Raw genomic sequence first — 24,130 nt, 5'->3', positions numbered from 1 at the left:
CTCACCGGTTCCGGCGGCGTTCGTGGAACCGCTTCTCGAATCCGGCCTCGTAGCGGGACGGGGCCTCGGCGGACGACGACCGCTCCAGCACGCCGTCGTCCGCCACGTAGAAGATCGCCCGCCAGATCCTCGTCTCGCCCCGGGGCACCGGGACGTAGACCATCCAGCCGACGCCGAGCCGCGACGCCGCGAGGTTGCGGACCGAGTACTCCGGGGTCTCCAGACCGTTGTCGAGCATGTGCTCGCGCACGATGGCGATCGCCGACTGCTCGTCGATCGGCGGGAAGTCCGCACGTCCGGCCACGTCCGCCAGCACCAGTTGCTGGAGCGCGCCGTCGACGTCGCCGTCCCCGCCACCGAACAGGCCGACCAGCATGTCACGCGTCACCGTTCTCGCCTCGGCCGCGGCGACCAGCTGCACCGCCGCCCTGCGCACGGCCGGCTCGTCGCCCCGGCCGGTCAGGCGGGCGACGACGTCGATCACGGTGTCCGCGGTCCGGACGTCCGGGACCGCCGTGGTGACCTCCTCCGGCTGCTGCGACTCGCCCCGGCACCAGCGCCGGCCCTCGTACCAGTAGCAGAAGGACAGCAGGCCGTCGGCTCCGCGTGGGTCGAGGACCTCGTCCGTCACCGAGGCCGGCGCTCCGGCGAACAGGTCCGGGAACGGCGCGTCCCCCCGGTAGGCGGCGGCCAGGCCGGGCGCCTCCCACACCCCACCCGAGAGCACCGCCCGGTCACCGGGGAGCAGCCAGAGCGTGGCCCCGCCCCGGCCGGAGTGCTCGAACCAGGCGTGCGAGGGCCGCACCCGGGGGCCCGCGGCGGAACCGGCCGCGACGAACGCGGCCGACAGCAGCGCCCACCGCGCCCACATCGTCGGCAGCTGCGGCAGTCCGTCGACGGGCGCCACCGGGCGCACCCCGGCTTCGGCATCGGCCCGAGCCCGGGCCGCGGCCAGCACCGGGCTGCGCGACTGGCGGTCCTCATGGCCCACGTAGGCCGCGAGCCAGGTCGGCAGCTTCTCGCGCGGGAACCCCAGGCGGGCCAGGTCGGCGCGGTACGCGTCGGGCGGCAGGCGGTCCTCGTCCGCAATGGGCAGCTCGCCGTGGTCGTAGTCGATGTCGGGGGCACCGTCGGCCGTGAGCCGTACCCGCATGCGCCACCACGGGCCGGTGGGCGTGCGGGCAGCCAGCTCACGGTGGTCGCTCACGAGCCGCAGCACCGCGGAACTCGGTGCGACCTCCACCGACCGGGTGCCGGTGTGGCAGGTCAGGCGCGCCCTCTCGATCCGTCCGGTCAGTACGAACACGGCGTCCAGGCGTTGCCGGCCCTCCGGTGCGCAGGCGTCCAGCTCACGGGCGACGAGATCCGCGAGCGCGCGCATCCGCGCCTCCAGTTCCGGATCCGGCGCCGGACGCATCAGCGCGGCCAGGTCGACGTCCGGTGTGTGGCCCTCGCCGGCACCGCTGAACGCCGCCCGCAGCGCGACGGCGAACGCGTCGTCCCTCTCCACCGCCCGCCCCTGTCCGTCGGGGGTCACGCCGGCCAGACCTTGCGCAGCCGGTCGATCAGCTTCGTGGGACTGACCTCCCGCTCAAGCCGGAACAGGTAGCTGACGGGCGACTCCTCGATGGCCGCCCGGCGTTGCCGGCGCCACTGGACGGGCGCGCTGACCACGCAGGCGGCCAGCGCGGCGGGGGCGGTGAGCGCCGCGGGCACCCCGGCGGTCTCGGCCGCCAGCGCGGCCAGCGGCGGCAACGCCACGGACTTGACGTTGGCCAGGGCGTAGACCGACTCCAGGCCGACACTGCGCAGCCGCTCACGCAACCCGTTCAACCGTGTGGTCACGGTCCTGTCGACTTCGAGCCGCAGGTACTCGCGACGGACGGCCAGGTCACGGACGTCCTCGATCGCGGCGAACTCCTGTACCTGCTCGGCCGCGTACGTCCGGAAGGCGTCCAACTCGGCACCGAACGTCGAGCGGATCTCGATGATCTTCTCGACCGGCACGGTGTCCAGGTTCGCCGGCACCACGGTCGCGAACGCCATGAACACGAACGAGTCCAACAGGTCCGGATGGGGCCGGGGCCCCTCGTCGTGGGCCACCGGCCGGTCGACCAACAGGTGCACCAGGCGGTCGAGGGTCCACCCGGACAACGCGGTGTGCGGCTGCTCCTGGTCGGTGACCGGCTGCAAGTGGTCCTCGGTGGCGACCCGTTCGGTCAACGCGCAGGTGTAGACGTGGGCCAGTTCCGGATGCATCCCCACCCAGGTCCCGCCCCTGCCCGGCCCGGTGACCGCCAGCCCGGCGTCCACCGCGGCGGCCACGACCTCCGGGCCGATCTTGCTGGCGTGCACGAACCCGAACCGCGGGTTCAGCCACGTCACCTCACCGCGGGCCGCCGCGTCGTCGCGCCCGCCCGCCGAACGGACACCCCCGGCGTACCCGAACCCGGCCTCGGCGGCGGGAACGCCCCAGGTGTCGATGCGGTCGACCCCGAAGCGGTCGCGCAGCGCCTGTGCGTGATCGTTGATCAGCTCCAGGAAGGGCTGCCCCACCTGGGGCCACGCCCACTGCGGGGGCTCGATGTCCAGCAGCCACCCCGCCGCGTGCAACCGTGCGGACACCACGGAGTCCAGGAGGGGATAGTCCCGCGGGCGCAGCCTGCCCATCCTGGGCCAGTACAGCGCGGCGTACTTCAGCCATGTGTCGTCCCGCACATGAATGTGCGGGTAGTACAACGCTATCGGGTTCACCAAGCCCCCACGTCGACACCCCAACGGGCCAGCGCAGCCTTCGCAAGTTTACCCAGGGGTTCCGGCGGAGGAAGTGATCTGAGACCGGATCAGAAGAACGCGCCCGTAGCCGGGCGACGCAGACGGGCGACGCAGACGGGCGACGACGCGGACCTCGACGGCGCGTCACCGCACGGCCGAATGACACCTCACGCAAGGTGCACAGATGTGACCCACGCCAGCCCCGTCCGTTCCGCCCGCACCGCCCGCACTGTCAGCGCCGTCCTTGCTGCGCCCGGGCGAGCGCAGCGCGCGAGCGGGGTCGCCGTAGGCCTGTTCCTCGGTGCCCGGCTCGCCGGCGCGGCCGTGGTCGCCCTCGTCGCCCGGTTCGCCGGGCAGCACCCGCTCACGCTGCTCGGCCGGTCCTGGGACTCGGTCTGGTACCTGGGCATCTCCGTGCACGGCTACGGCCACGACCTGCCCTCGCACGACCCGGGCGTCCACAGCGACCTCGCGTTCTTCCCGCTGTACCCGGCACTGGTGCGGGCGCTGACGGCGCTGTTCCCGTTCGGCGGGGGCGCCGCCGGGCTGCTCATCTCGTGGACCGCGGCCGCGGTGGCCGCCGTCGGCATCCACGCGGTCGGCTCCCGGCTGTACGGACGGGCCACCGGGATCGCACTGGTCCTGCTGTGGGGGCTGCTGCCGCACTCGGTGGTGCTGTCGATGGCGTACACCGAGCCGCTGCTGACCGCGCTTGCGGCCTGGGCGCTGTACGCGGTGCTGGCCGGGAACTGGCTGTGGGCGGGCACGCTCGCGGCGCTCGCGGGGCTCGCCCGGCCGAACGGGTTCGCGGTCGCCGTGGCCGTGCTGGCGGCGGCCTGCAGTGAGGCGTGGCAGCGGCGCGGAAAAGTTTCCCACAGGCTGTGGACGGGCGCGGCGCTCGCCCCGCTGGGCTGGACCGCGTACGTACTCTGGGTCGGCCGGCGCGAGGGCGATCTGCTGGGCGGCTATTTCGAGGTGCAGCGGCAGTGGGGATCGACGTTCGACTTCGGGCGCGGCTCGGTGCACTTCGTGCACCTGATGCTGGCGCACGGCAGCCGGTTCGTGTTCCCGATGGCGCTGTTGACCGTGACGGCGGGAGCGGTGCTGTACGTGCTGCTCCTGCTGGACCGCGCCCCGCTGCCGCTGCTGGTGTACAGCGGGGTGCTGCTGCTGATCGCGCTCGGCGGGTCGGGGTTCTTCGAGTGCAAGCCGCGGTTCCTGCTGCCGGCGTTCCCGCTGCTGCTGCCGCTCGCGCACGTGCTGGTGCGAACGGCGAGAACCCGGCCCTGGCACACGACCGTGCTGGTCGCGACCCTGGCCGGGTTCAGCTATCTCTACGGCGCGTACCTGCTGGTGTACGCGGCCACGCCGCTGTAGGACGCCGCCCGGACGACTTCCGGGGGACGCCTTGGGGGCTTACTCCCCGTCGCTCTCGGGCTGGTCGCCCTGGTCGCCCTGGTCGACGTCCTGCTCCAGGCCGAGCTGCTCGACCAGCCACTTGTCGAACTCGATCGCGGCCCGCACCCAGCTGACCGTCGAGGAGACGAAGTGGTTGATGTCGACGCCCGTGCCGATCAGCATCTGGGCCTCACCGATGAGACGGACGGTGCCGTCGTCGTGGGTGTGGGTGTAGACCTTGGGCCACAGGGTGCGGCGGTTCCAGTCGTCGATCGACTCGAGCAGCTGCGCCTTCTCGTCGATCTTGTGGGGGCGGTCGTAGAAGGTCCGCACCGAGAAGACCGCCTGCTCGGCCTCACCGCGGAACATGAAGTAGGTGCGGAACTGCTCCCACGGAGCCGCGAGGTCGCCCTCCTCGTCCACGACGTACTTCAGCTCCATCTGGTCGAGGAGCTGCTTCACGAGGTCCTGATCCGGGAGGACGGGGCCGGCCGGTCCCTGGGGCTGCGGGTCGGGCTGGCCCCCGAAGTTCGGAATCGAGGACGGGTCGATGCTCACCGTGAATTTCCCTTCATTGGATTCCGCCATCCTCCCTCATGCGGGGAGGGGGGTGGCAAGCCCCGGCGGCCCGTGTCAGCCCTGGGCTGACACGGTTCCCGCCGCAGGGGAACGCACGCCGACGCGCACCCCTCGCTAGAGCGTCTTCCCGGTCGCCGGACCCACCAGCAGGCCCTCGCCGAAGCGGTCCACGCGGACCGTGTCGCCGTCCTTGATCTCGCCGGAGAGGATCTCCCGGGCGAGCCGGTCACCGATGGCGGTCTGCACCAGGCGGCGCAGCGGGCGGGCGCCGTAGGCCGGGTCCAGGCCCTCCTCGGCGAGCCAGGCCAGCGCCTCGGGCGTGATCTCCAGGGTGAGCCGGCGCTCGGCCAGCCGCCTGCCCAGCCGGTCGAGCTGGATCTGCGCGATCCGCTCCAGCTCGGACTTGGTCAGCGCCGAGAAGACCACCAGGTCGTCCAGCCGGTTGAGGAACTCGGGCTTGAAGGAGGTCCGGACGACCTCCAGGACCTGCTCCTTCTTCTCCGCCTCGCCGGCGATCGGGTCGACCAGGAACTGGCTGCCCAGGTTGGAGGTGAGCACCAGGATGGCGTTGCGGAAGTCGACCGTACGGCCCTGCCCGTCGGTCAGGCGGCCGTCGTCCAGCACCTGCAGCAGGATGTCGAAGACCTCGGGGTGCGCCTTCTCCACCTCGTCCAGCAGCACCACGCTGTACGGGCGCCTGCGCACGGCCTCCGTCAGCTGGCCGCCCTCCTCGTAGCCGACGTAGCCGGGAGGCGCGCCGACCAGCCGGGCCACGCTGTGCTTCTCGCCGTACTCCGACATGTCGATGCGGACCATGGCCCGCTCGTCGTCGAAGAGGAAGTCGGCCAGCGCCTTGGCGAGTTCGGTCTTGCCGACGCCGGTCGGGCCGAGGAAGAGGAAGGAGCCGGTGGGGCGGTCGGGGTCGGCGATCCCGGCGCGCGAACGGCGTACGGCGTCGCTGACCGCCCGTACGGCCTCGGTCTGGCCGATCAGGCGCTTGCCCAGCTCGTCCTCCATGCGCAGCAGCTTCTGCGTCTCGCCCTCCAGCAGCCGGCCGGCCGGGATGCCGGTCCAGGCGGCGACGACGTCGGCGATGTCGTCGGAGCCGACCTCCTCCTTGACCATCGTGTCGCTGGCGGCCTCCTCCTCGGCCTCGGAGGCCTCCTCCAGCTCCTTCTCCAGCGTGGGGATCTCGCCGTACAGCAGTTTGGCCGCGCGGTCGAAGTCGCCGTCGCGCTGGGCGCGTTCGGCCTGCCCGCGCAGGTCGTCCAGGCGCTCCTTGAGTTCACCGACCCGGTTGAGGGACTGCTTCTCCTTCTCCCAGCGGGCGGTCAGGCCCCGCAACTCCTCCTCCTTGTCGGCGAGATCGCGGCGCAGCTTCTCCAGGCGGGCGACGGAGGCCGGGTCGGTCTCCTTGGCGATCGCCAGCTCCTCCATCTTCAACCGGTCGACGGCACGCTGGAGTTCGTCGATCTCGACGGGGGACGAGTCGATCTCCATGCGCAGGCGGGAGGCTGCCTCGTCGACGAGGTCGATGGCCTTGTCGGGCAGGAAGCGGGAGGTGATGTAGCGGTCGGAGAGGGTGGCGGCGGCCACCAGCGCGCTGTCGGCGATCTGCACCTTGTGGTGCGCCTCGTACCGGCCCTTGAGGCCGCGCAGGATCGCGATGGTGTCCTCGACGCTCGGCTCGGCGACCAGCACCTGCTGGAAGCGCCGCTCGAGGGCCGGGTCCTTCTCGATCCGCTCGCGGTACTCGTCCAGGGTGGTGGCGCCCACCATGCGCAGCTCACCGCGGGCCAGCATCGGCTTGAGCATGTTGCCCGCGTCCATGGCCGAATCGCCGCCGGCACCCGCACCCACGACGGTGTGCAGCTCGTCGATGAAGGTGATGATCTGCCCGTCGGAGTCCTTGATCTCGGCGAGCACGGCCTTGAGCCGCTCCTCGAACTCGCCCCGGTACTTCGCTCCGGCCACCATCGCGCCCAGGTCGAGGGAGACGAGCCGCTTGTCCTTGAGGGACTCGGGCACATCGCCCTTCACGATCCGCTGCGCGAGCCCTTCCACCACGGCGGTCTTGCCGACGCCGGGCTCGCCGATGAGGACGGGGTTGTTCTTCGTACGACGGCTCAGCACCTGCACGACCCGCCGGATCTCCTGGTCCCGGCCGATGACCGGATCCAGCCGGCCCTCGCGGGCGGCGGCGGTGAAGTCGGTGCCGAACTTCTCCAGGGCCTTGTACTGACCCTCGGGGTCGGCGGTGGTCACGCGGCGTCCTCCCCTGGCCTTCTTGAAGGCCTCCAGCAGCTTCTTGGCGTCGGCGCCCTGCGCCTGGAGCACCTCGGCGACCCGGCCACCCTTGGCGGCGATGCCGATCAGCAGGTGCTCCGTGGACAGATACTCGTCCCCGAGGTCCTTCGCCCGCTCGGCGGCGTCGGCGAGCACGGCCAGCAGCTCACGGTTCGGCTGCGGCGGCGCAACGGTGGATCCGGCCACACTGGGCAGCGCGGCCAGGATCTTCTCCGTCTGGGCGCGTACGGCGGCCTGATCGGCGTCGACGGCCGCGAACAGGTCGGTGATGTTCGCGTTGTCCTGCCGCTGGCCTTGCCCCTGAAGCAGAGCCAGCAGCAGATGAGCGGGCGTGAGGTCCGGGTGCCCCTCCGTCACGGCCCGGTTACTGGCCGCGTTGATCGCGTCCCGGCTCCTGTTGGTCAGCTCGGCGTCCACGTGTCCGTTCTCCTCCTCGGCGACTCTCTCCACTGCTGACCTAACCAGCGTACACAAAGTTGAGTCTATTCCGCTCAAGGTGGGCGGGGAGCCCTTGGGGGACTAGGTTGCGGGCATGGCGATGACGCACTCCGTGGATCCGGCGGCACCGGACGAGCGTTACCTCGCGTTCTGGCGCGAACGGCATCTGTGCACGCTGACCACGCTCCGGCCCGACGGCAGCCCGCACGTGGTACCGGTCGGGGTGACCTACGACGCGGCGTCCGGACTGGCTCGGGTGATCACCAACGTGTCCAGCGCGAAGGTACGGCACGTCCGCGCGGCCGGCACCGGGGGCGCCCGCGTGGCGGTGTGCCAGGTGGACGGCCGGCGCTGGGCCACCCTGGAAGGGCGTGCGCGGGTGCGGACGGAACCGGAACGGGTCGCGGAGGCGGTGCGGCGCTACGCCGAGCGCTACGAGCGGACGCCGGGGCCGAATCCGTCGCGCGTGGTGATCGAGATCGAGGTCGAGCGGGCGCTGGGCCATGGCTGACACGCCGGGTGACACCAGGGGTGACGCTTTGGTCGGCCTGAACGAATATTTTCAGCCACCATGGAAGCGCGCCCATACCCCGAAATGTCCCCAAAAACTACAGCGGCGTCACCGTGTTCAGGTCACGGTGACGCCGCTGCGGGGGGAAGCACCTGAGCGATCTTTTACGACGGGGGAATCGCGTCAGGCACTGCGGGGGGTGGCCGAGATGGTTCGCAGGTCGGAATCCGTCGGCTCGGCAAGCCGGTGATCCCGCTGGTCCAGGTTCACGAAGATCATTCCGTACCGGATGGCACAGCGCACCGGCTGGGGCGCGCCACGCGGCTTGCGCAGGCACCGGTACGCCCGCACGTCCCCGTCCTCGTCCCGTGTCACGACGACCGGTTCACCGAAGACGGTCACCATCAGCGAATCCCCGCTGTGCGGGATGGCCGTGACCAGGTCGATGAAGTGCCAGCCGGAGCGGTAGGCGGTGGCCATCTCGCGCCGGAAGGAACGGTCGTCGGGTGGAGTAGTCATCAGTCAGCCCCAGGTGGTGTCGTCTGCACCATCGGAATGGGCCGATCCGGTGCCGTCGGCACTCACAGCGACAGACCGAGGAGCCACTCCCCAGGTGGTGTCCTGCGCCTGAGCGTCACCCCTCGCACCGAAGAGGCCACTCAACGCGCCGATGGCCACAACGGTGGAGAAGGCGACGGCAAGCATCGACCGAAGCATTCTGTTGCACATAGTCGGCTTCGTCCTCACTTGAAGGTCCCCTCTTCCCCCGTCGAACAAGACGATGGCTTATTTGGCCACGTCATGGCCACACAATCGGTGCATCATGTTCCTGCATGTTCAGGACCCTGGGGGGTGGAGATTTGACATCGAATCGGACCAAAGTGTCACATCCCCATACGATGACCGAGCTGTGTGAGGAAGGTGGCCGCCTCTACGCGAAGGCGCTACGGACCGGACGCATAGCCCGCGCGGATGTCGAACCCGCTCCCTGCCTCATGGAGTTCGCCCTTCTGCACCCGGACCCCGACGACGCGAACTGGCTGCGTCCCACCCCTCCCACGGTGGCCCTGGCCCAGCGCCTCAACCCGCTCGAACGCGAGATCTCCGAGCGCAGACGGCTGTCGATCGAACTCGCCGACGCCTTCGAACCGTTCATGACGCTCAGCGCCCAGAGCTCGACGCCCACGCACGCCATCTCGGTACTGGAAGGCCTGGACCGCATCAACGCGGCACTCGACGTGGCCACGGCCGAGTGCCGCTCCGAGGTGCTCACCGTGCAGCCGACCAGCCGCCGCCTCGAACACACCCTGCTGCAGGGCCTGGAACGCGACCGCCCGCTCCTCGAACGCGGTGTGCGGATCAGGACCCTCTACCAGCACACGGCCCGCTACAGCCCCGAGACGCTCGGATACGTGTCCCAGTTCTCCGAGGGCAAGGTGGAGTACCGCACCATCGACGAGCTGGTGGAGCGGCTGATCATCTGCGACGAGACCGTGGCCTTCATCCCGATCCGCGACGACCGGCAGGTCGCCCTGGAACTCAGGCACCCGGGCCTGGTGCAGTACCTGATCAAGGTGTTCGAGTTCATGTGGGCGCGCGCGGTGCCGATGAGCACCGGCGCCCCCTACGAGACAGCCCCCGACGGCATCACGGACATCCAGCACTCCATCGCCAAACTCCTGGTGGAGGGCCATGTCGACGAGGCCATAGCGCGCCGTCTGGGCATGAACGTGCGCACCTGCCGGGCCCACATCGCCAAGCTCGCCCAGGCCCTCGGCAGCGGCAGCCGCGCCCAGCTCGGGTACCTCATCGCCCAGTCCGGCATGCTCGACCGGGACCGGTGAAGGATCCGGCGCCCCCTGCGGGGCACGGCGCCCGGGAAAGGCCCTCGCCCGGGGACCCCGCGCACCTGCACGTCGCCGGGCTCGCCGCCGCGCTCGGCAGCGCCGGCCGGACGCGGCCCGGCCGTCTCATCGCACGCTCGGGGATTCCTGGTCAGCGGCCGTGACCGGGGCGGCCGTCAGACAGGAGCGGTTGCCGTCCAGGCCCACCTGGGCGATACGGACACCCAGTTGGGTACGGCTGGCCGCGCCGAGGGTCTCCGACAGGCGGGCGATGTGGGCGCGGCAGGTGCGCACGCTGATCCCGAGCCGCTCGGCGATCACTGCGTCCTGGTGGCCCTCGGCGAGCAGCGCGGCGATGGACTGCTCACGGTGCGAGATGCCCTCGATGCCGGTGTCGGGCAGGGGCGCGGTGAGCGGGATCGCGAGGCGCCAGAGGCGCTCGAAGACCGTCACCAGGTAGGCCACGAGGGCCGGATGGCGCAGTTCCAGGGCCATCGTGCAGTCGGGGTTGGCGGGGACGAACGCCACCGTGCGGTCGAAGAGGATCAGCCGGTCGATGACCTCGTCCAGGCTGCGGGCCTCGACCGTGTCGCCCATCAGCTCCAGGTAGTTGAGCAGGCCCTGGCCGTGGCGGGCGACATGGGTGTACAGGTCGCGCATGCGCACGCCCCGGCCGCGCAGGGCCAGCGCCCGGTGCAGGCCCTCGGTCAGCTCGGCCTCCCGGCGGATGCCGCCGGGCTGCACGGTGAGCACCTCGGTGGTGCACGCCTCCGTCGCCTCGTCCATGGCCGCCTGGATCCGTGACAGCCCGTCCAGCACCCGGATGGCGCTGCCCTCGGCCGGTGCCGTCAGCGCGGGCAGCTGCCGGCCGAGACCGGCATACCACTCGAAGGCGGCCACCGCCGAGCCCATCCTCCGCTGGCTCGCGCTGACCTCGTCGCAGACCCCGCGCAGCAGCCGAGTCATGACCTCCTGCGGGGAGGTCGGCACCAGCCAGTCCATGTCGTCGGGATCCGGGTGCAGCAGGGCCAGCTCCAGCAGGCAGGGCACCGTCTCGATGTCGGCGCGCGGTACCCGCCCGCGGCGTACGGCCCGGGAGTACAGCCGGTCTCCGGCCGCGCACAGTCGGTCGGCCCCGTGTGGATGCTCCTCCGCCCCGCGCCCGGCCATCGCCCATTTCACCCCCGGTGTGCTGCCACTTCCGCAGCGCAACTATGCGCGGCGCCGACCGGGTCCGCAACACGGCTCGCTCCAATGGAGCGGCCGCGCAGGCCTGTTATGCCCGGGTATGACCCAGGCTCCGCCTCTCTCCTCTGCAGGAAGCTGCGGTCTACTTCAAGCCAATCGCCGCACAGGCGGCCTTGTACTTGGCGGTGCAGATGTCGCCCACGGTGTAGATGCCGTCGGCGATGACCGTGGACTTGATGTTGCTCTTGGTCAGCGCGGTCGGCTGGATCAGCTTGGCCGGGATGTTCTTGGTGGTGGGGCTGTCGACCTTGTCCTGGGTGAGGGCGTCGAACTGGATGTCCTTGCCCTGGATCCGGGCGACGGCCATCTGGGCCGCGGCCTGGGCCTCGTCCGGGTAGGCCTTGTAGACGCTCATGTACTGCTCTCCGGCCACCACCCGCTGGACACCCTCCAGCGAGGCGTCCTGGCCGGTGATCGGGGGCAGGGTGGTGACTCCGGCCGCCTTGAGGGCCTTGATGATGCCGCCGGCCATGTCGTCGTTGGCGGAGTAGACCCCGGCGATGTTGTTCCTGCCGATCTGGTTGATCGCCTTGGTCATGTTGGCCTCGGCGTTCTCCGGCTTCCAGTCGGTGGTGTCGAACGTCGCCGCGATCGTCACCTTGCCGTTCAGCTCGGAGAGCGCGCCCTCCTTGAACTGCTTGGCGTTCGGGTCGGTGGGCGAGCCGTTCATCATGACGATCTTGTTGGAGCTGTCGGCGTTCGAGCCCAGCGCCTCCAGCAGACTGCGGCCCTGCACCTCGCCCACCAGCTCGTTGTCGAAGGAGACATAGGCGTCGATCGGGCCCTCGGCGAGCCGGTCGTAGGCGATGACCGGAATGCCCGCGTCCTTGGCCTTCTGCACCCCGGCGGCCACCGCGTGCGAGTCGACCGCGTCGAGCAGGATGACATCGACCTTGTCGTCGATCATCTGCTGCAGCTGCGCGGTCTGCTTGGCGGCGTCCGCGTCGGCGTTGGCGTACTCGACCTTGCCCCGCTTCTTGGTCAGCTCGGCGACCTGGGACTTGATGATGGGGTAGTCGAACCTGTCGTAGCGGGTGTTCGTCTTCTCCGGCAGCAGCAGGCCCACCGTGAGGTCGTCGCCCTTGCTCGGGCTCGCGCTCGCCCCGCTCCCCGACGCGTTCAGCATGCCGCAGCCGGCAAGCGAAAGGGTCATCGTGGACACGGCCACGGATATGGCGATACGACGCATGCGAGGGCTCACTTCATGTGCGTTCCGGACGTGGGGGCTGCTATACGACCCAGGTGTCTGAAAAGACAACGCTCAGGCCACACCCGGCGTCAAGCGGAACTACTTAACGAGTGCGCAACAGCACGCTCCGATGCACCTGTGAAGAAGGAGCGGAATCATCTTCAAACGCTCTTTACGGACCCTCCATTCAACGGGAGTTCACGGGACGGTATGGGTCGGCAAAGAAATCGGCAAAGAAAAAGGGGCCCGAAAGCGGGCCCCTTGTGAGGTACTCAGGTCTGCTGCGTGTCAGTCGCGCTGCTGCCGCTTGGGCCGCCACACCACCAACGCGCTGGTCTGCTGCACCTCCTGGTACGGCACCAGGTCACGCCGGTAGGAGGCGTGGACGGCGGCCTCGCGCTGCTGCATCGCGGCCGCCGCGCCGTCCAGGGCCGCCTCCAGCTCCGCGACACGGGACTGCAGGGCGGCGACCTGGTTCTCCAGTTCGATGATGCGCTTGATTCCGGCCAGGTTGATGCCCTCGTCCTGCGACAACTGCTGCACCTGGCGGAGCAGTTCGATGTCACGGGCCGAGTAGCGGCGGCCCCGGCCGGCGGTCCGGTCCGGGGAGACCAGACCCAGGCGGTCGTACTGGCGCAGCGTCTGCGGGTGGAGTCCGGAGAGCTGGGCCGCCACCGAGATGACGTAGACCGGGGTCTCCTCGGTCAGTTCATACGGGTTACGTCGACGGCCGTCCATCTCTCTCAGTCTCCCTTCGCCGCCTCGAACAGCTCGGCCCGCGGGTCCTCGCCCGCGGTGGCCTCGCGATACGCCTCGAGTGCGTCACGAGCCTTCCCCGACACGTCCCTGGGAACACGTACCTCGACGGTGACCAGCAGATCGCCGTGGGTGCCGTCCTTGCGGACCGCGCCCTTGCCCCGGGCGCGCATCGTACGGCCGTTGGGCGTGCCGGGCGGCAGCTTCAGGGTGACGGGCGGGCCGCCGAGGGTCGGCACCCGCACCTCGCCGCCGAGGGCCGCCTCGGCGAACGTCACCGGCACGGTGACCGTGAGGTTGTCGCCCTTGCGCCCGAACACCGGGTGCTCGCCGACGTGCACGACCACGAACAGATCGCCCGCCGGTCCGCCCCGCTCGCCGGGCGCGCCCTTGCCGCGCAGCCGGATCCGCTGCCCGTCGGTCACCCCGGCCGGGATGCGGACCTGCATCGTGCGGGACGACTTCGCCCGCCCGCTGCCCTTGCACTCCGCGCAGGGGTGCTCGGCGATCAGGCCGCGGCCCTTGCAGTCGGGGCAGGGATCGGTCAGCGAGAAACCGCCGCCCGAACCCCGCGCCACCTGGCCGGTGCCGACACAGGTCGGGCACACACGCGGTGTGCCGTTCTTGTCGCCGGTGCCCGAGCAGGCCTTGCAGGGCGCCTGGGAGGACATCCTGAGTGGCACCGTGGCGCCCTCGATGGCCTCCGTGAAGCTCAGCGTGACCTCGGACTCGATGTCCTGGCCGCGCCGCGGCTGAGTGCGCGTGCCGGTCGTGCCGCCCCGGTTGAACAGGCCCCCGAAGACGTCACCGATACCTCCGCCGAAGCCTCCGCCCTGGGCGTTGCCGCCGCCTCCGAAGAGGTCGCCCAGGTCGAAGTTGAAGGAGCCGCCGGCACCCGGCCCGGGGCGGAAACCGCCGTTGCCGAACAGGGCGCGCGCGTCGTCGTACTCCTTGCGCTTCTTGGGGTCACCGAGGATGTCGTTCGCCTCGGAGATCTCCTTGAAGCGCTCCTCGGCCTTGGCGTTGCCCTTGTTGGCGTCCGGGTGGAACTCGCGGGCGAGCTTCCGGTACGCCTTCTTGATCTCGGCCTCGGTGGCGTCCTTGGGGACGCCGAGGACCTTGTAGTAGTCCTTCTCGATGAAGTCCTTGGTGCTCATCCCCGACGCCCCTCCTTCCTGACTCGAGTGATTACGTCAGCCCTCCTCCGGGCCACCGTTCTCCTTGTTGTCGGCAGCGCCGGCCTTCTTCGCCTCGGTCTCGTCCTCGGCGCCCTCGGCCTTGACGGTCTGCGCGCCGGGCTGCGGCTCGGCGACGGCCACCCGCGCGGGGCGGATGGTGCGTTCGCCGATGCGATACCCGGGCTGCAGGATCGCCACGCAGGTCGTCTCGGTGACGTCCGGCGCATAGCTGTGCATCAGGGCCTCGTGGATCGTCGGGTCGAAGGGCTCGCCCTCCTTGCCGAACTGCTGCAGGCCCATCTTGGCCGCGACGGTCTCCAGCGACTCGGCCACCGACTTGAAGCCGCCGACCAGTTCACCGTGCTCCCGCGCGCGACCGATGTCGTCGAGCACGGGCAGCAGCTCGGTCAGGAGGTTCGCGACGGCGATCTCCTTGACCGTGACCCGGTCACGCTCGACCCGGCGGCGGTAGTTCTGGTACTCGGCCTGGAGGCGCTGGAGGTCCACCGTGCGCTCGTTGAGCGCCGTGCGCACCTGGTCCAGCTGGGCCACCAGAGCCACGTCTGCGTTTCCGTCCCCGGCCGGGGCCGCCCCCTCCTCGGGGGCGGCCTTCGGCTCGGCGTCGTCGGGGGTCGCGCCGGAGGGGACGTCGGGCTTCTCCTCGAAGCCCGGGGTCTCCTCCGTCACGCGGCACCGTCCTTGCGCTCGTCGTCCACGATCTCGGCGTCGACGACATCGTCATCGGCCTTGGCCTGCTGACCAGCGTCGGCACCGCCCGCGGCACCCTGCGCGGCCTGGGCGTCGGCGTACATGGCCTGGCCCAGCTTCTGCGAGACGGCCGCGACCTTCTCGGTGGCGGTGCGGATCTCGGCGGTGTCCTCGCCCTTGAGCGCGGCCTTCAGCTCCTCGACGGAGGCCTCGACCTCGGTCTTGATCTCGCCGGGGACCTTGTCCTCGTTGTCCTTGAGGAACTTCTCCGTCTGGTAGACGAGCTGCTCGCCCTGGTTGCGGGTCTCGGCGGCCTCGCGGCGGCGGTGGTCCTCCTCCGCGTACTGCTCGGCCTCCTGGCGCATCCGGTCGACCTCGTCCTTCGGCAGCGAGGAGCCGCCGGTGACGGTCATCTTCTGCTCCTTGCCCGTGCCCAGGTCCTTGGCGGTCACGTGCATGATGCCGTTGGCGTCGATGTCGAAGGAGACCTCGATCTGCGGGACACCGCGCGGCGCCGGCGGCAGGCCGGTCAGCTCGAACATGCCGAGCTTCTTGTTGTACGCCGCGATCTCGCGCTCGCCCTGGTAGACCTGGATCTGCACGGACGGCTGGTTGTCCTCGGCCGTCGTGAAGATCTCGGAGCGCTTCGTCGGGATCGTGGTGTTGCGCTCGATCAGCTTGGTCATGATGCCGCCCTTGGTCTCGATACCGAGGGACAGCGGGGTGACGTCGAGCAGCAGGACGTCCTTGACCTCGCCCTTGAGGACACCGGCCTGGAGCGAGGCGCCGATGGCGACGACCTCGTCCGGGTTCACACCCTTGTTGGCCTCCTTGCCGCCGGTCAGCTCCTTGACCAGTTCGGCGACGGCGGGCATACGGGTGGAGCCACCGACGAGAACGACGTGGTCGATCTCGCCGAGCTGGATGCCGGCGTCCTTGATGACGTTGTGGAACGGCGTCTTGCAGCGCTCCAGCAGGTCCGCCGTCAGCTGCTGGAACTGAGCCCGGGTGAGCTTCTCGTCCAGGTGCAGCGGGCCCTCGGCGGACGCCGTGATGTACGGCAGGTTGATCGAGGTCTCGGTGGAGGAGGACAGCTCGATCTTGGCCTTCTCGGCGGCCTCACGGAGGCGCTGCAGGGCCATCTTGTCCTTGGACAGGTCCACACCGTGGCCGGACTGGAACTGCTTGACCAGGTAGTCGACGACGCGCTGGTCCCAGTCGTCACCACCGAGGTGGTTGTCACCGTTGGTGGCCTTCACCTCGACGACGCCGTCGCCGATCTCCAGCAGGGACACGTCGAAGGTGCCGCCACCGAGGTCGAAGACGAGGATCGTCTGGTCGTCCTTGTCGAGGCCGTAGGCCAGCGCGGCGGCCGTCGGCTCGTTGACGATGCGCAGGACGTTCAGGCCCGCGATCTCGCCGGCCTCCTTGGTCGCCTGACGCTCGGAGTCGTTGAAGTAGGCCGGGACGGTGATGACCGCGTCCGTGACCTTCTCGCCCAGGTAGGCCTCGGCGTCGCGCTTCAGCTTCTGCAGGATGAAGGCGCTCATCTGCTGCGGGTTGAACTGCTTCCCGTCCAGCTCGATCTTCCAGTCCGTGCCCATGTGGCGCTTCACGGAGCGGATGGTCCGGTCCACGTTCGTGACCGCCTGGCGCTTGGCGACCTCGCCGACGAGCACTTCGCCGTTCTTGGCGAAGGCGACGACGGACGGCGTGGTCCTGGCGCCCTCGGCGTTGGTGATGACGGTGGGCTCGCCGCCCTCCAGAACGCTGACGACGGAGTTAGTCGTGCCCAGGTCGATGCCGACCGCACGTGCCATGGTTGATTCCTCCAGCTGACTTGAGTGGAACGGACTCAAGTGTGCACGACTCCCCGCGCTGGGTCAACAGACCTGAGTCGCAGCGACTCAAGTCTTATCCGTTCCTTACACGCAACTGGCCGCTGACCTGCACAGATGTCGTCTCCCGGGGCCGCTGGACAGGGATACGAAGGAGTACGGCGACCGTCACCAGCACCCCTCCGGCCACCCACAGCACGGCCCGCTCACCGGTCCACCCGGTGTGCATCAGCACCCCCACGAGCACCGTCGAGAAGGAGCCGGCGCCCAGCAGCACGACGGAGCCCGGCGGGGTGAGCCCGAGCCGGCGCAGCCGGTGCGCGAGATGGTCGGGACCGCGCCGCAGCAGCGGGCGCCGGGCCAGCCACCGGGCGAGAACCACGAGTACGGCGTCGGCGAGGGCGACCGCACCGAAACAGCACACCACCGCCGCGCTCGGCCCGAGCCCGTAGCCCGCGCGCGTGAGGACGAGCGAGGAGGACAGCAGGAACCCGGTGAACAGGGAGCCGCAGGCACCGAGCCCGATCCGCGCGGGATGCCAGTTGTGCATCAGAAAGCCGGTGAGCGCGGCGGCGAACACGCTCAGCAGGACGGCGAGCCCGTCCAGCACCTCGGCGGCGGCACAGGCTCCGGCCCCGAAGGCGGTGACGACCCCGACGGTCCCCGCCAGCCCGTCCACGTGATCGAGCCCCTTGAAGGCGAGCGAGGCGACCACGATCCAGCACACGGCGAGCATCCCGCCCGGCACACCCGTCTCGTCGTACGGCACCACGCAGAACGCCGCCACGGCCGTACCGGCGACGAGCACGCGCGCGCGAAGCCGCCACACATCGGCGACCAGGCCCAGCGCGGCGAGCACCGCGGCGACGATCAGCAGCCTGCCGACCCCGTCCCCGAGCGGGGCGATCCGGGTCCACTCGCCGACCCAGGCGACGAAGCAGGTGACGGCCACCACGGCGAGCCCGCCGAGCAGCGGCAGGCGGCGCTGCATGCGCCGGTCGACGATGCCCGCCCGCAGCGCGGGCCCCCTGAGCAGCGCCGCGAGGAGAGCGGCGAGCAGAAGGGCGGCGGTGGCGGCGGCGATCCCGTAGAGCACGGCTCTAAGGTAGGGGCGAATGTAGCAATTCGGTATGAATAACACGATCTGATGAGCCGGGGGATGACGCGCATCACCCCGAGGCCTGCTGCATCCCGAAGGATGATGGGGGTAGTCTCAGACGGACTGCATAAGTTACCGCTTAGTAATATCGCTCAGTTCAAGGCCGCCTCAGGAGCCCCAATGCAACTCGCCGCGATCATCGTGTCGCTGGTCCTGATCGTGGTCGGCGTGGCTCTGTTCGGCCGCGCCCTCCTGCAGATCTTCAACTTCATGCGGTTGGGCCAGCCGGTTCCGGCCGGGACCAGGACCAACGACCCCGCACAGCGCACCGTCACCGTGGCCAAGGAGTTCCTCGGCCACACCCGCATGAACCGCTGGGGCGTCGTGGGAGTGGCGCACTGGTTCGTGGCGATCGGCTTCTACACACTGCTGCTGACGATCGTCAACGCCATCGGCCAGCTCTTCAAGGCCGACTGGATCCTGCCGGTCATCGGCGACTGGACGCCGTACAACGTCTTCGTCGAGTTCATCGGTACGACGACGGTGCTCGGCATCGCGGTCCTGGTCGTCATCCGCCAGCTGAGCAAGCCGAACAAGCCGGGCCGCAAGTCCCGCTTCGCCGGCTCGAGTTTCGGCCAGGCGTACTTCGTCGAGACCGTCATCCTCGTCGTCGGCGTCTGCATCTTCATGCTGCACGCGCTCGAGGGCGCCCAGCACCACGTCGACGGCTACGAGGCCTCCTTCTTCATCTCGTACCCGGTCGTGGCGTGGCTGAAGGGCATGGACGTCTCCACGCTCCAGAACCTCACCTACTTCTTCGCGGGTCTGAAGATCGCGACGTCCTTCATCTGGATGATCGTGGTCGCGCTCAAGACCGACATGGGCGTGGCCTGGCACCGCTTCCTGGCCTTCCCGAACATCTGGTTCAAGCGCAACGCCGACGGCGGGACCTCTCTCGGCGCGCTGCTGCCGATGACCTCGGACGGCAAGCCGATCAACTTCGAGGACCCCGGCGAGGACGACGTCTTCGGCGTCTCCCAGGTCGAGCAGTTCTCCTGGAAGGGCCTGCTGGACTTCTCCACCTGCACCGAGTGCGGCCGCTGCCAGTCGCAGTGCCCCGCCTGGAACACCGGCAAGCCCCTGTCCCCCAAGCTGCTGATCATGTCGCTGCGGGACCACGCCCACGCCAAGGCGCCCTACCTGCTGGCCGGCGGCGGCAAGACCACGGAGGGCGAGGAGAAGGCGGGCAAGGAGCAGCTGGCCGGAGTGCCCGCCGCCGCCCTGGCCGAGGCCGAACGCCCGCTGATCGGCACCGCCCAGGAAGGCGGCGTCATCGACCCCGACGTGCTGTGGTCCTGCACCACCTGCGGCGCCTGCGTCGAACAGTGCCCCGTCGACATCGAGCACATCGACCACATCGTCGACATGCGCCGCTACCAGGTCATGATCGAGTCCGCGTTCCCCTCCGAGGCCGGCACGATGCTCAAGAACCTGGAGAAGAAGGGCAACCCCTGGGGCCTGGCCAAGAAGCAGCGCCTGGAATGGACCAAGGAAGTCGACTTCGAGATCCCGGTCCTCGGCAAGGACATCGAGGACCTCACCGAGGTCGAGTACCTGTACTGGGTCGGCTGCGCCGGCGCCCTGGAGGACCGCGCGAAGAAGACCACCAAGGCCTTCGCCGAACTCCTCCACATCGCCGGCGTGAAGTTCGCCATCATGGGCGGCGACGAGAAGTGCACCGGTGACTCCGCCCGCCGCCTGGGCAACGAACCCCTCTTCCAGGAACTGGGCATGGAGAACGTGATGGCCCTCAACACCGCGTTCGGCGAGGAGCTGGACGACGAGGGCAAGGTCACCGCCGAGTCGAAGAAGCCCCGGTCCGCCAAGAAGATCGTCGCCACCTGCCCGCACTGCCTCAACACGATCGGCAACGAATACCCCCAGCTCGGCGGCGACTACGAGGTCATCCACCACACCCAGCTGCTGCAGCACCTGGTCGACGAGGGCAAGCTGATCCCCGTCACCCCCGTCGAGGGCATCATCACCTACCACGACCCCTGCTACCTCGGCCGCCACAACAAGATCTACACGCCCCCGCGCGAGATCATCGGCAAGGTCCCGGGCCTGCGCAACGAGGAGATGCACCGCCACAAGGAACGCGGCTTCTGCTGCGGCGCCGGCGGCGCCCGGATGTGGATGGAAGAGCGCATCGGCAAGCGCATCAACAACGAACGCGTCGACGAAGCCCTCTCCCTCAACCCCGACATCGTCTCCACCGCCTGCCCGTTCTGCCTCGTCATGCTCACCGACTCCGTCAACGGCAAGAAGAACGACGGAACGGCGAAGGAGTCCATCCAGGTCGTCGACGTCGCCCAGCTCCTCCTCGACTCCGTCAGGACCCCCGCCGACCCCGCCGGCCGGACCGAGACCGAGAACGCACCCGAGCCCGAACCCGTGAAGTAGAACGGGCCGTCACGTCAGACGCCCCCCTGTCCGTCTCGGACAGGGGGGCGTCGTCGTCTACGGGCGTGCGGGCGATGCCCTACGCGGACTTGGGCCCCGCCTGCTGCACCACCTCGAAGGACCACAGGGTGGAGCCGGAGGCCGCCGGCTTCGGGCGCTCGCCCTCCGCGCCGCCCTGGTGCGCGGCCTTCATCGGCCCCTCCATCCAGGCATGGAACGACGCCTCGTCCCGCCAGCGCGTGTACACGAGGTAGGTGTCGGTGCCCTCGACGGGCCGCAGCAGCTCGAACCACTCGAAGCCGTCGGAGTTCTCCACCGCGTGGGCACGCGAGGCGAACCGCTTCTCCAGCACCTCCCGCTGCTCGGCGGGAACGGTCAGCACGTTGATTTTTACTACGCTAGGCACATGACACCTCTCGTCAAACGGGGCTCCGACTGGACCCCTAATCTGGACCATGTGCGCGCAGTGTCCTACATCTGACGGTCAAGGAAGCGTGAGGACGACTCCGCGTCGTCCCCCGAAGCGCAGCGGACCAAGTGCGAGGCGCTGATCACGGCCAAAGGCTGGGACAACGCGGGCCACTTCGCCGACGTCGGTAAATCCGGCTGGGCACCTGGACGCAGTGGTCGTGTTCTCGCTGTCCCGCCTCACTCGGCAGGGTGCCCTTGAGGCCATGCTGATCAATGAGGAGTTGGCCAAACACGGCGTGCTGCTCGTCAGCGTCGAAGAGCCCTACCTGGACACGTCCCCCCATGGGCGTCGCGATCTTCGGCCTTATCGCTGCGCTGGCCCAGCAAGGCTTCATGATCAACAAAAATGGAAAGGTGATCTCGGCTGTCGGCCCTTGATGAGTCGCGCGCCACGTGTTCGGAGTGTGGTGCCCCACGCCCCCGGACGGACCACGGGACACCTCACGGCCGACACGGACGGTCCGCACCTCGTCGACTGCACAGGGGCCGTCCACCTGACGACCGTGGGCGGCGGCTTCCTGGACCGACCTCCCCGGCAAACCCTGGATTTCCCCGGATCCGTCCCCTGACGGTCCCTTACGGGATGTCACAGGTCGGCCGCAAAGCCGGGCCCTGACGCCCGGGCCCGCCACAGCGCTCTCCGGGACCAGGTACGTTCGATGACGTGGCTGGATTCAGGATCGGACGAGGGGACCGGGACAACCGCACCCCCCAAGGACAGCAGGCACCGCAGGCCCCGTCGAACGGCCGGCCGGGGCCGCGGTACGGGCAGCCCGCGGGGCCCTCGTACGGCCGGCCGTCGGGCCCGTCGTACAGCTACCCGCCGGCGCCGCAGCCGCCGTACCCGCACCAGGGACAGCAGCGGCCGCACCCGCAGCAGGGACAGCCGTACGGGTACCCGGGTCCGGGTGAGGACGGCCCGGAGTACTTCGGCGACGGCGGCGGCCATCCGGCCGGTGCCGGACACGGTGCGCCGGACCCGTACGCGGCCAACAACCCGGGCCACACCCAGGCGTTCTCGATCGACGAGGCCGCCGGCTACACCCAGGGAGCGACCTACCAGGCCGGCTCGGCGACCGCGCCCGCGGCCCCGCTCGGCCCGCCGCTGCACTGGAAGGAACTGCTGAAGGGGATCCTCCTCTCCCCCAACCAGACGTTCCTGCGCATGCGGGACTACACGATGTGGACCCCGGCGCTCATCACCACGTTCCTCTACGGCCTGCTCGCCGTCTTCGGCTTCGACGGCGCCCGCAAGGACGCGATCGGCGCGACGCTCTCCAACGCGGTGCCGATCGTGCTGATCACGGCGGTCGTGATGGTGCTGGGCCTGTTCATCCTGGGCGTGGTCACCCACACCCTGGCCCGCCAGCTCGGCGGTGACGGCGCCTGGCAGCCGACGGTCGGCCTGTCCATGCTGATCACGTCCCTCACGGACGCGCCCCGCCTGCTGGTCGCCATGTTCGCCGGCGGCGACGCGGGCTTCGTCCAACTGCTCGGCTGGGCCACCTGGATCGGCGCGGGCGCGCTGCTGACCCTGATGGTCTCCCGCTCCCACGACCTGCCGTGGCCGAAGGCGCTGGGCGCGTCGGCGATCCAGCTGATCGCGCTGCTGTCGATCGTGAAGCTGGGCACGTTCTAGTTCGCACGGGGCCGCTTTCCCGGCCCGGTGCGAACGGCGGTACGACGAAGGGCTCCGGCAGGACAGGGGCCCTTTTCCGTGCCCCGGACCAGGCGCCGGTCCTCCGGGACCAGGTGCCGGGAGCCTGCCCGGCATGGCCCGCGAGCGGGGGCCAGGGGCCAGGACCGGCTCAGCGGGCGGCCCGCTCCGGGACCGGGACGGCGGGGCGGCCGGACTCGGCGAGACGGGTCTTGAGGGTCTGGGCGCCGAGGGCGAGGCAGACCCCGAGCAGCACGACGTAGAACACGCCGATCTTGCGCAGGTCGTCGAGGAAGAACCACACCGACGTCAGCCCCGTGAACCAGAACGCCACCAACGCGAATCCGCCCGAGCGCTCGTCCCGGTAACCGGCCACCAGACACAGCCCGGCGACGAGCCCCAGCAGCAGGGCGATGACGACGTACCTCGTCTCCCAGCCCACGTTGGCGCGGGAGAACTCCGACCACACCGCCACCGCCTCCGCCACCGGAGCCCAGGCCACGGCACACGCCAGGCGCGCCGACCACAGCAGCAGTGCGCACCCCGCGAGGCCACCGAGCAGCGCGACCAGCGGGAAGTGCTCGGTACTGATCATCTCGGAGCGCGACACCACCACCGCGAGGGTGCTGCCGAGGAGCGCGACCATCCCCTCCGGCGTGGGCCGGAACACCACCCGGCCCAGGGACCGGACCCGGTCCGCTCCCGTCGCCGCCTCGTCGCGCCGCACAGCCTCCACCGACTCGGGCTGGGCCTGCGGAGCAGGTCGATCCACCTCGGTCGGGGTCGGCATCGCGGGCACCATGGGTGTCTGCGCGACCCGCTCCAGTTCCGACTTCATCTCCGCCGCGTCGGCGAACCGGTCCTCGCGGCGCTTGCGCAGCGCCCGCAGCACCACCGCGTCCACGCCCGGCGACAGACCCGGGCGCAGCAGCGACGGCGGCACAGGCTCCTGTACCAGGTGCTGGTGCATCACCGAGAACGGCGACTCCCCGGTGTAGGGAGGGCGGCCGGTCAGCAACTCGTACAGCAGGCAGCCCACCGCGTACAGATCCGTCCGGTGGTCCGTGTCGCGGCCTTCTATCTGTTCCGGCGCGAGATAGGCAGGCGTACCGACCGCCACACCTGTCCCGGTCAGCCGGGTCGCCACCTCGCTGAGCGCCTTCGCGATGCCGAAATCAAGGATCTTGGCCGTGCCGGCCCGGGTGAGCATGACGTTCGCCGGCTTGATGTCCCGGTGCACGATGCCGTGCCCGTGGCTGTGCCGCAGGGCCTCGAGCACCTGCCCCGCCACGTCCGCCGCCTGCTCGGCCGGCAGCGGGCCGTCCCTCAGCTCGTGGGCGAGAGTGCGGCCCTCGACGTACTCCATGACGAGGTACGGCGCGGCGAAGCCGTCCACCGCGTCCTCGCCCACGTCGTACACGGTCGCCACGCCGGGGTGATTGAGCGCGGCGGCGGCGTGCGCCTCGCGCTGGAACCGGGCGAGGAACTGCGGCTGCCGCACCAGCTCGGCGGAGAGGGTCTTGACCGCGACGGTACGGCGCAGGCGGTGGTCGACGGCCCGGTACACCGTGCCCATGCCACCCTGGCCCAGCTGCTCCACCAGCTCGTACCGCTGCCCCAGCGTCCTGTGCTCCACCGCGTTCCCCCCACGACCGTCGGCAGTCCGCGGAT

19 protein-coding genes are annotated in these 24,130 nt (G+C 70.0%); 5 read left to right on the top strand and 14 right to left on the bottom strand.

The annotated features are described in order from the left end of the window. Position 1: 1 nt before the first annotated feature. A complete protein-coding gene (locus GQF42_RS23855; protein WP_158923065.1) occupies positions 2 to 1,537 on the bottom strand; it encodes a hypothetical protein in 1,536 nt (511 codons plus the stop codon). Next, on the bottom strand, positions 1,534 to 2,754 hold the full coding sequence (locus tag GQF42_RS23850) for a DUF6236 family protein (protein ID WP_233273790.1): 1,221 nt from the start codon (positions 2,752 to 2,754) through the stop codon (positions 1,534 to 1,536). The genes GQF42_RS23855 and GQF42_RS23850 overlap by 4 nt, the downstream gene beginning before the upstream one ends. Before the next feature lie 207 nt (positions 2,755 to 2,961). On the opposite strand from GQF42_RS23850, the gene GQF42_RS23845 reads away from it, so the two are divergent. Continuing rightward, the gene (locus tag GQF42_RS23845) at positions 2,962 to 4,152 is read left to right on the top strand and encodes a hypothetical protein (RefSeq protein ID WP_375989255.1); all 1,191 of its coding nucleotides are present in this window, start codon (positions 2,962 to 2,964) and stop codon (positions 4,150 to 4,152) included. 39 nt (positions 4,153 to 4,191) lie between these two features. On the opposite strand, the gene GQF42_RS23840 is transcribed toward GQF42_RS23845, so the two are convergent. Beyond that, positions 4,192 to 4,731, bottom strand: coding sequence for a type III secretion system chaperone family protein (locus GQF42_RS23840; protein WP_158923061.1), 540 nt, complete (start codon positions 4,729 to 4,731; stop codon positions 4,192 to 4,194). A 135-nt stretch (positions 4,732 to 4,866) separates the two neighbouring features. Next, positions 4,867 to 7,476: an ATP-dependent chaperone ClpB gene (gene clpB, locus GQF42_RS23835; RefSeq protein WP_158930493.1), complete on the bottom strand. Its 2,610-nt coding sequence runs from the start codon at positions 7,474 to 7,476 to the stop codon at positions 4,867 to 4,869. 115 nt (positions 7,477 to 7,591) lie between these two features. On the opposite strand from clpB, the gene GQF42_RS23830 reads away from it, so the two are divergent. After that, complete coding sequence (locus GQF42_RS23830; RefSeq protein WP_158923059.1) at positions 7,592 to 8,008, top strand: pyridoxamine 5'-phosphate oxidase family protein; 417 nt, start codon at positions 7,592 to 7,594, stop codon at positions 8,006 to 8,008. A 183-nt stretch (positions 8,009 to 8,191) separates the two neighbouring features. Here GQF42_RS23830 and GQF42_RS23825 read toward each other — a convergent pair whose 3' ends face one another. Continuing rightward, the gene (locus GQF42_RS23825) at positions 8,192 to 8,527 is read right to left on the bottom strand and encodes a Rieske (2Fe-2S) protein (protein ID WP_067042109.1); all 336 of its coding nucleotides are present in this window, start codon (positions 8,525 to 8,527) and stop codon (positions 8,192 to 8,194) included. Between the two features lie 380 nt (positions 8,528 to 8,907). Here GQF42_RS23825 and GQF42_RS23820 point away from each other — a divergent pair, with 380 nt between their 5' ends. Further along, complete coding sequence (locus tag GQF42_RS23820) at positions 8,908 to 9,852, top strand: helix-turn-helix domain-containing protein (RefSeq protein WP_233273441.1); 945 nt, start codon at positions 8,908 to 8,910, stop codon at positions 9,850 to 9,852. A gap of 126 nt (positions 9,853 to 9,978) precedes the next feature. Here the strand turns inward: GQF42_RS23820 and GQF42_RS23815 are convergent, their stop codons facing one another. The 7 genes from GQF42_RS23815 to GQF42_RS23785 all read right to left on the bottom strand — a co-directional run bounded on the left by GQF42_RS23815 (position 9,979) and on the right by GQF42_RS23785 (position 17,865). Continuing rightward, the gene (locus GQF42_RS23815) at positions 9,979 to 11,022 is read right to left on the bottom strand and encodes a helix-turn-helix transcriptional regulator (protein WP_158923055.1); all 1,044 of its coding nucleotides are present in this window, start codon (positions 11,020 to 11,022) and stop codon (positions 9,979 to 9,981) included. 160 nt (positions 11,023 to 11,182) lie between these two features. Then, positions 11,183 to 12,289, bottom strand: a complete 1,107-nt coding sequence (locus GQF42_RS23810; protein WP_158923053.1) for a sugar ABC transporter substrate-binding protein — start codon at positions 12,287 to 12,289, stop codon at positions 11,183 to 11,185. Positions 12,290 to 12,577: 288 nt separating this feature from the next. Then, complete coding sequence (locus GQF42_RS23805) at positions 12,578 to 13,027, bottom strand: heat shock protein transcriptional repressor HspR (RefSeq protein ID WP_158923051.1); 450 nt, start codon at positions 13,025 to 13,027, stop codon at positions 12,578 to 12,580. A 5-nt stretch (positions 13,028 to 13,032) separates the two neighbouring features. Further along, positions 13,033 to 14,202, bottom strand: coding sequence for a molecular chaperone DnaJ (gene dnaJ / locus GQF42_RS23800; protein ID WP_158923049.1), 1,170 nt, complete (start codon positions 14,200 to 14,202; stop codon positions 13,033 to 13,035). 36 nt (positions 14,203 to 14,238) lie between these two features. Next, on the bottom strand, positions 14,239 to 14,910 hold the full coding sequence (gene grpE / locus GQF42_RS23795) for a nucleotide exchange factor GrpE (RefSeq protein ID WP_158923047.1): 672 nt from the start codon (positions 14,908 to 14,910) through the stop codon (positions 14,239 to 14,241). Next, entirely contained in the window at positions 14,907 to 16,751 is a 1,845-nt protein-coding gene (dnaK, locus tag GQF42_RS23790) for a molecular chaperone DnaK (protein ID WP_158923045.1), read from the bottom strand. Before dnaK ends, grpE begins: the two co-directional genes overlap by 4 nt. A gap of 94 nt (positions 16,752 to 16,845) precedes the next feature. Continuing rightward, entirely contained in the window at positions 16,846 to 17,865 is a 1,020-nt protein-coding gene (locus GQF42_RS23785) for an MraY family glycosyltransferase (protein ID WP_158923043.1), read from the bottom strand. A 183-nt stretch (positions 17,866 to 18,048) separates the two neighbouring features. Here GQF42_RS23785 and GQF42_RS23780 point away from each other — a divergent pair, with 183 nt between their 5' ends. Then, a complete protein-coding gene (locus GQF42_RS23780) occupies positions 18,049 to 20,331 on the top strand; it encodes a (Fe-S)-binding protein (protein ID WP_158923041.1) in 2,283 nt (760 codons plus the stop codon). A 79-nt stretch (positions 20,332 to 20,410) separates the two neighbouring features. Here the strand turns inward: GQF42_RS23780 and GQF42_RS23775 are convergent, their stop codons facing one another. Then, on the bottom strand, positions 20,411 to 20,788 hold the full coding sequence (locus GQF42_RS23775; RefSeq protein WP_158923039.1) for an antibiotic biosynthesis monooxygenase family protein: 378 nt from the start codon (positions 20,786 to 20,788) through the stop codon (positions 20,411 to 20,413). 678 nt (positions 20,789 to 21,466) lie between these two features. On the opposite strand from GQF42_RS23775, the gene GQF42_RS23765 reads away from it, so the two are divergent. Then, positions 21,467 to 22,441: a Yip1 family protein gene (locus GQF42_RS23765; protein WP_158923035.1), complete on the top strand. Its 975-nt coding sequence runs from the start codon at positions 21,467 to 21,469 to the stop codon at positions 22,439 to 22,441. Positions 22,442 to 22,610: 169 nt separating this feature from the next. Here the strand turns inward: GQF42_RS23765 and GQF42_RS23760 are convergent, their stop codons facing one another. After that, on the bottom strand, positions 22,611 to 24,095 hold the full coding sequence (locus GQF42_RS23760; RefSeq protein WP_158923033.1) for a protein kinase domain-containing protein: 1,485 nt from the start codon (positions 24,093 to 24,095) through the stop codon (positions 22,611 to 22,613). Between the last annotated feature and the right edge of the window lie 35 nt (positions 24,096 to 24,130).

The sequence above is a fragment of the Streptomyces broussonetiae genome, assembly GCF_009796285.1.
GTDB lineage: Bacteria > Actinomycetota > Actinomycetes > Streptomycetales > Streptomycetaceae > Streptomyces > Streptomyces broussonetiae.
This window is presented reverse-complemented; position numbering and strand designations above follow the sequence as displayed.

Bases quoted from the DNA above. Each gene is read 5' to 3' on its own strand.
- GQF42_RS23815 (WP_158923055.1), bottom strand. From the start codon at position 11,022: ATGGCCGGGCGCGGGGCGGAGGAGCATCCACACGGGGCCGACCGACTG.
- GQF42_RS23780 (WP_158923041.1), top strand. From the start codon at position 18,049: ATGCAACTCGCCGCGATCATCGTGTCGCTGGTCCTGATCGTGGTCGGC.
- GQF42_RS23775 (WP_158923039.1), bottom strand. From the start codon at position 20,788: ATGGTCCAGATTAGGGGTCCAGTCGGAGCCCCGTTTGACGAGAGGTGT.
- dnaJ (WP_158923049.1), bottom strand. From the start codon at position 14,202: ATGAGCACCAAGGACTTCATCGAGAAGGACTACTACAAGGTCCTCGGC.
- dnaK (WP_158923045.1), bottom strand. From the start codon at position 16,751: ATGGCACGTGCGGTCGGCATCGACCTGGGCACGACTAACTCCGTCGTC.
- GQF42_RS23810 (WP_158923053.1), bottom strand. From the start codon at position 12,289: ATGCGTCGTATCGCCATATCCGTGGCCGTGTCCACGATGACCCTTTCG.
- GQF42_RS23830 (WP_158923059.1), top strand. From the start codon at position 7,592: ATGGCGATGACGCACTCCGTGGATCCGGCGGCACCGGACGAGCGTTAC.
- GQF42_RS23825 (WP_067042109.1), bottom strand. From the start codon at position 8,527: ATGACTACTCCACCCGACGACCGTTCCTTCCGGCGCGAGATGGCCACC.
- GQF42_RS23820 (WP_233273441.1), top strand. From the start codon at position 8,908: ATGACCGAGCTGTGTGAGGAAGGTGGCCGCCTCTACGCGAAGGCGCTA.
- GQF42_RS23805 (WP_158923051.1), bottom strand. From the start codon at position 13,027: ATGGACGGCCGTCGACGTAACCCGTATGAACTGACCGAGGAGACCCCG.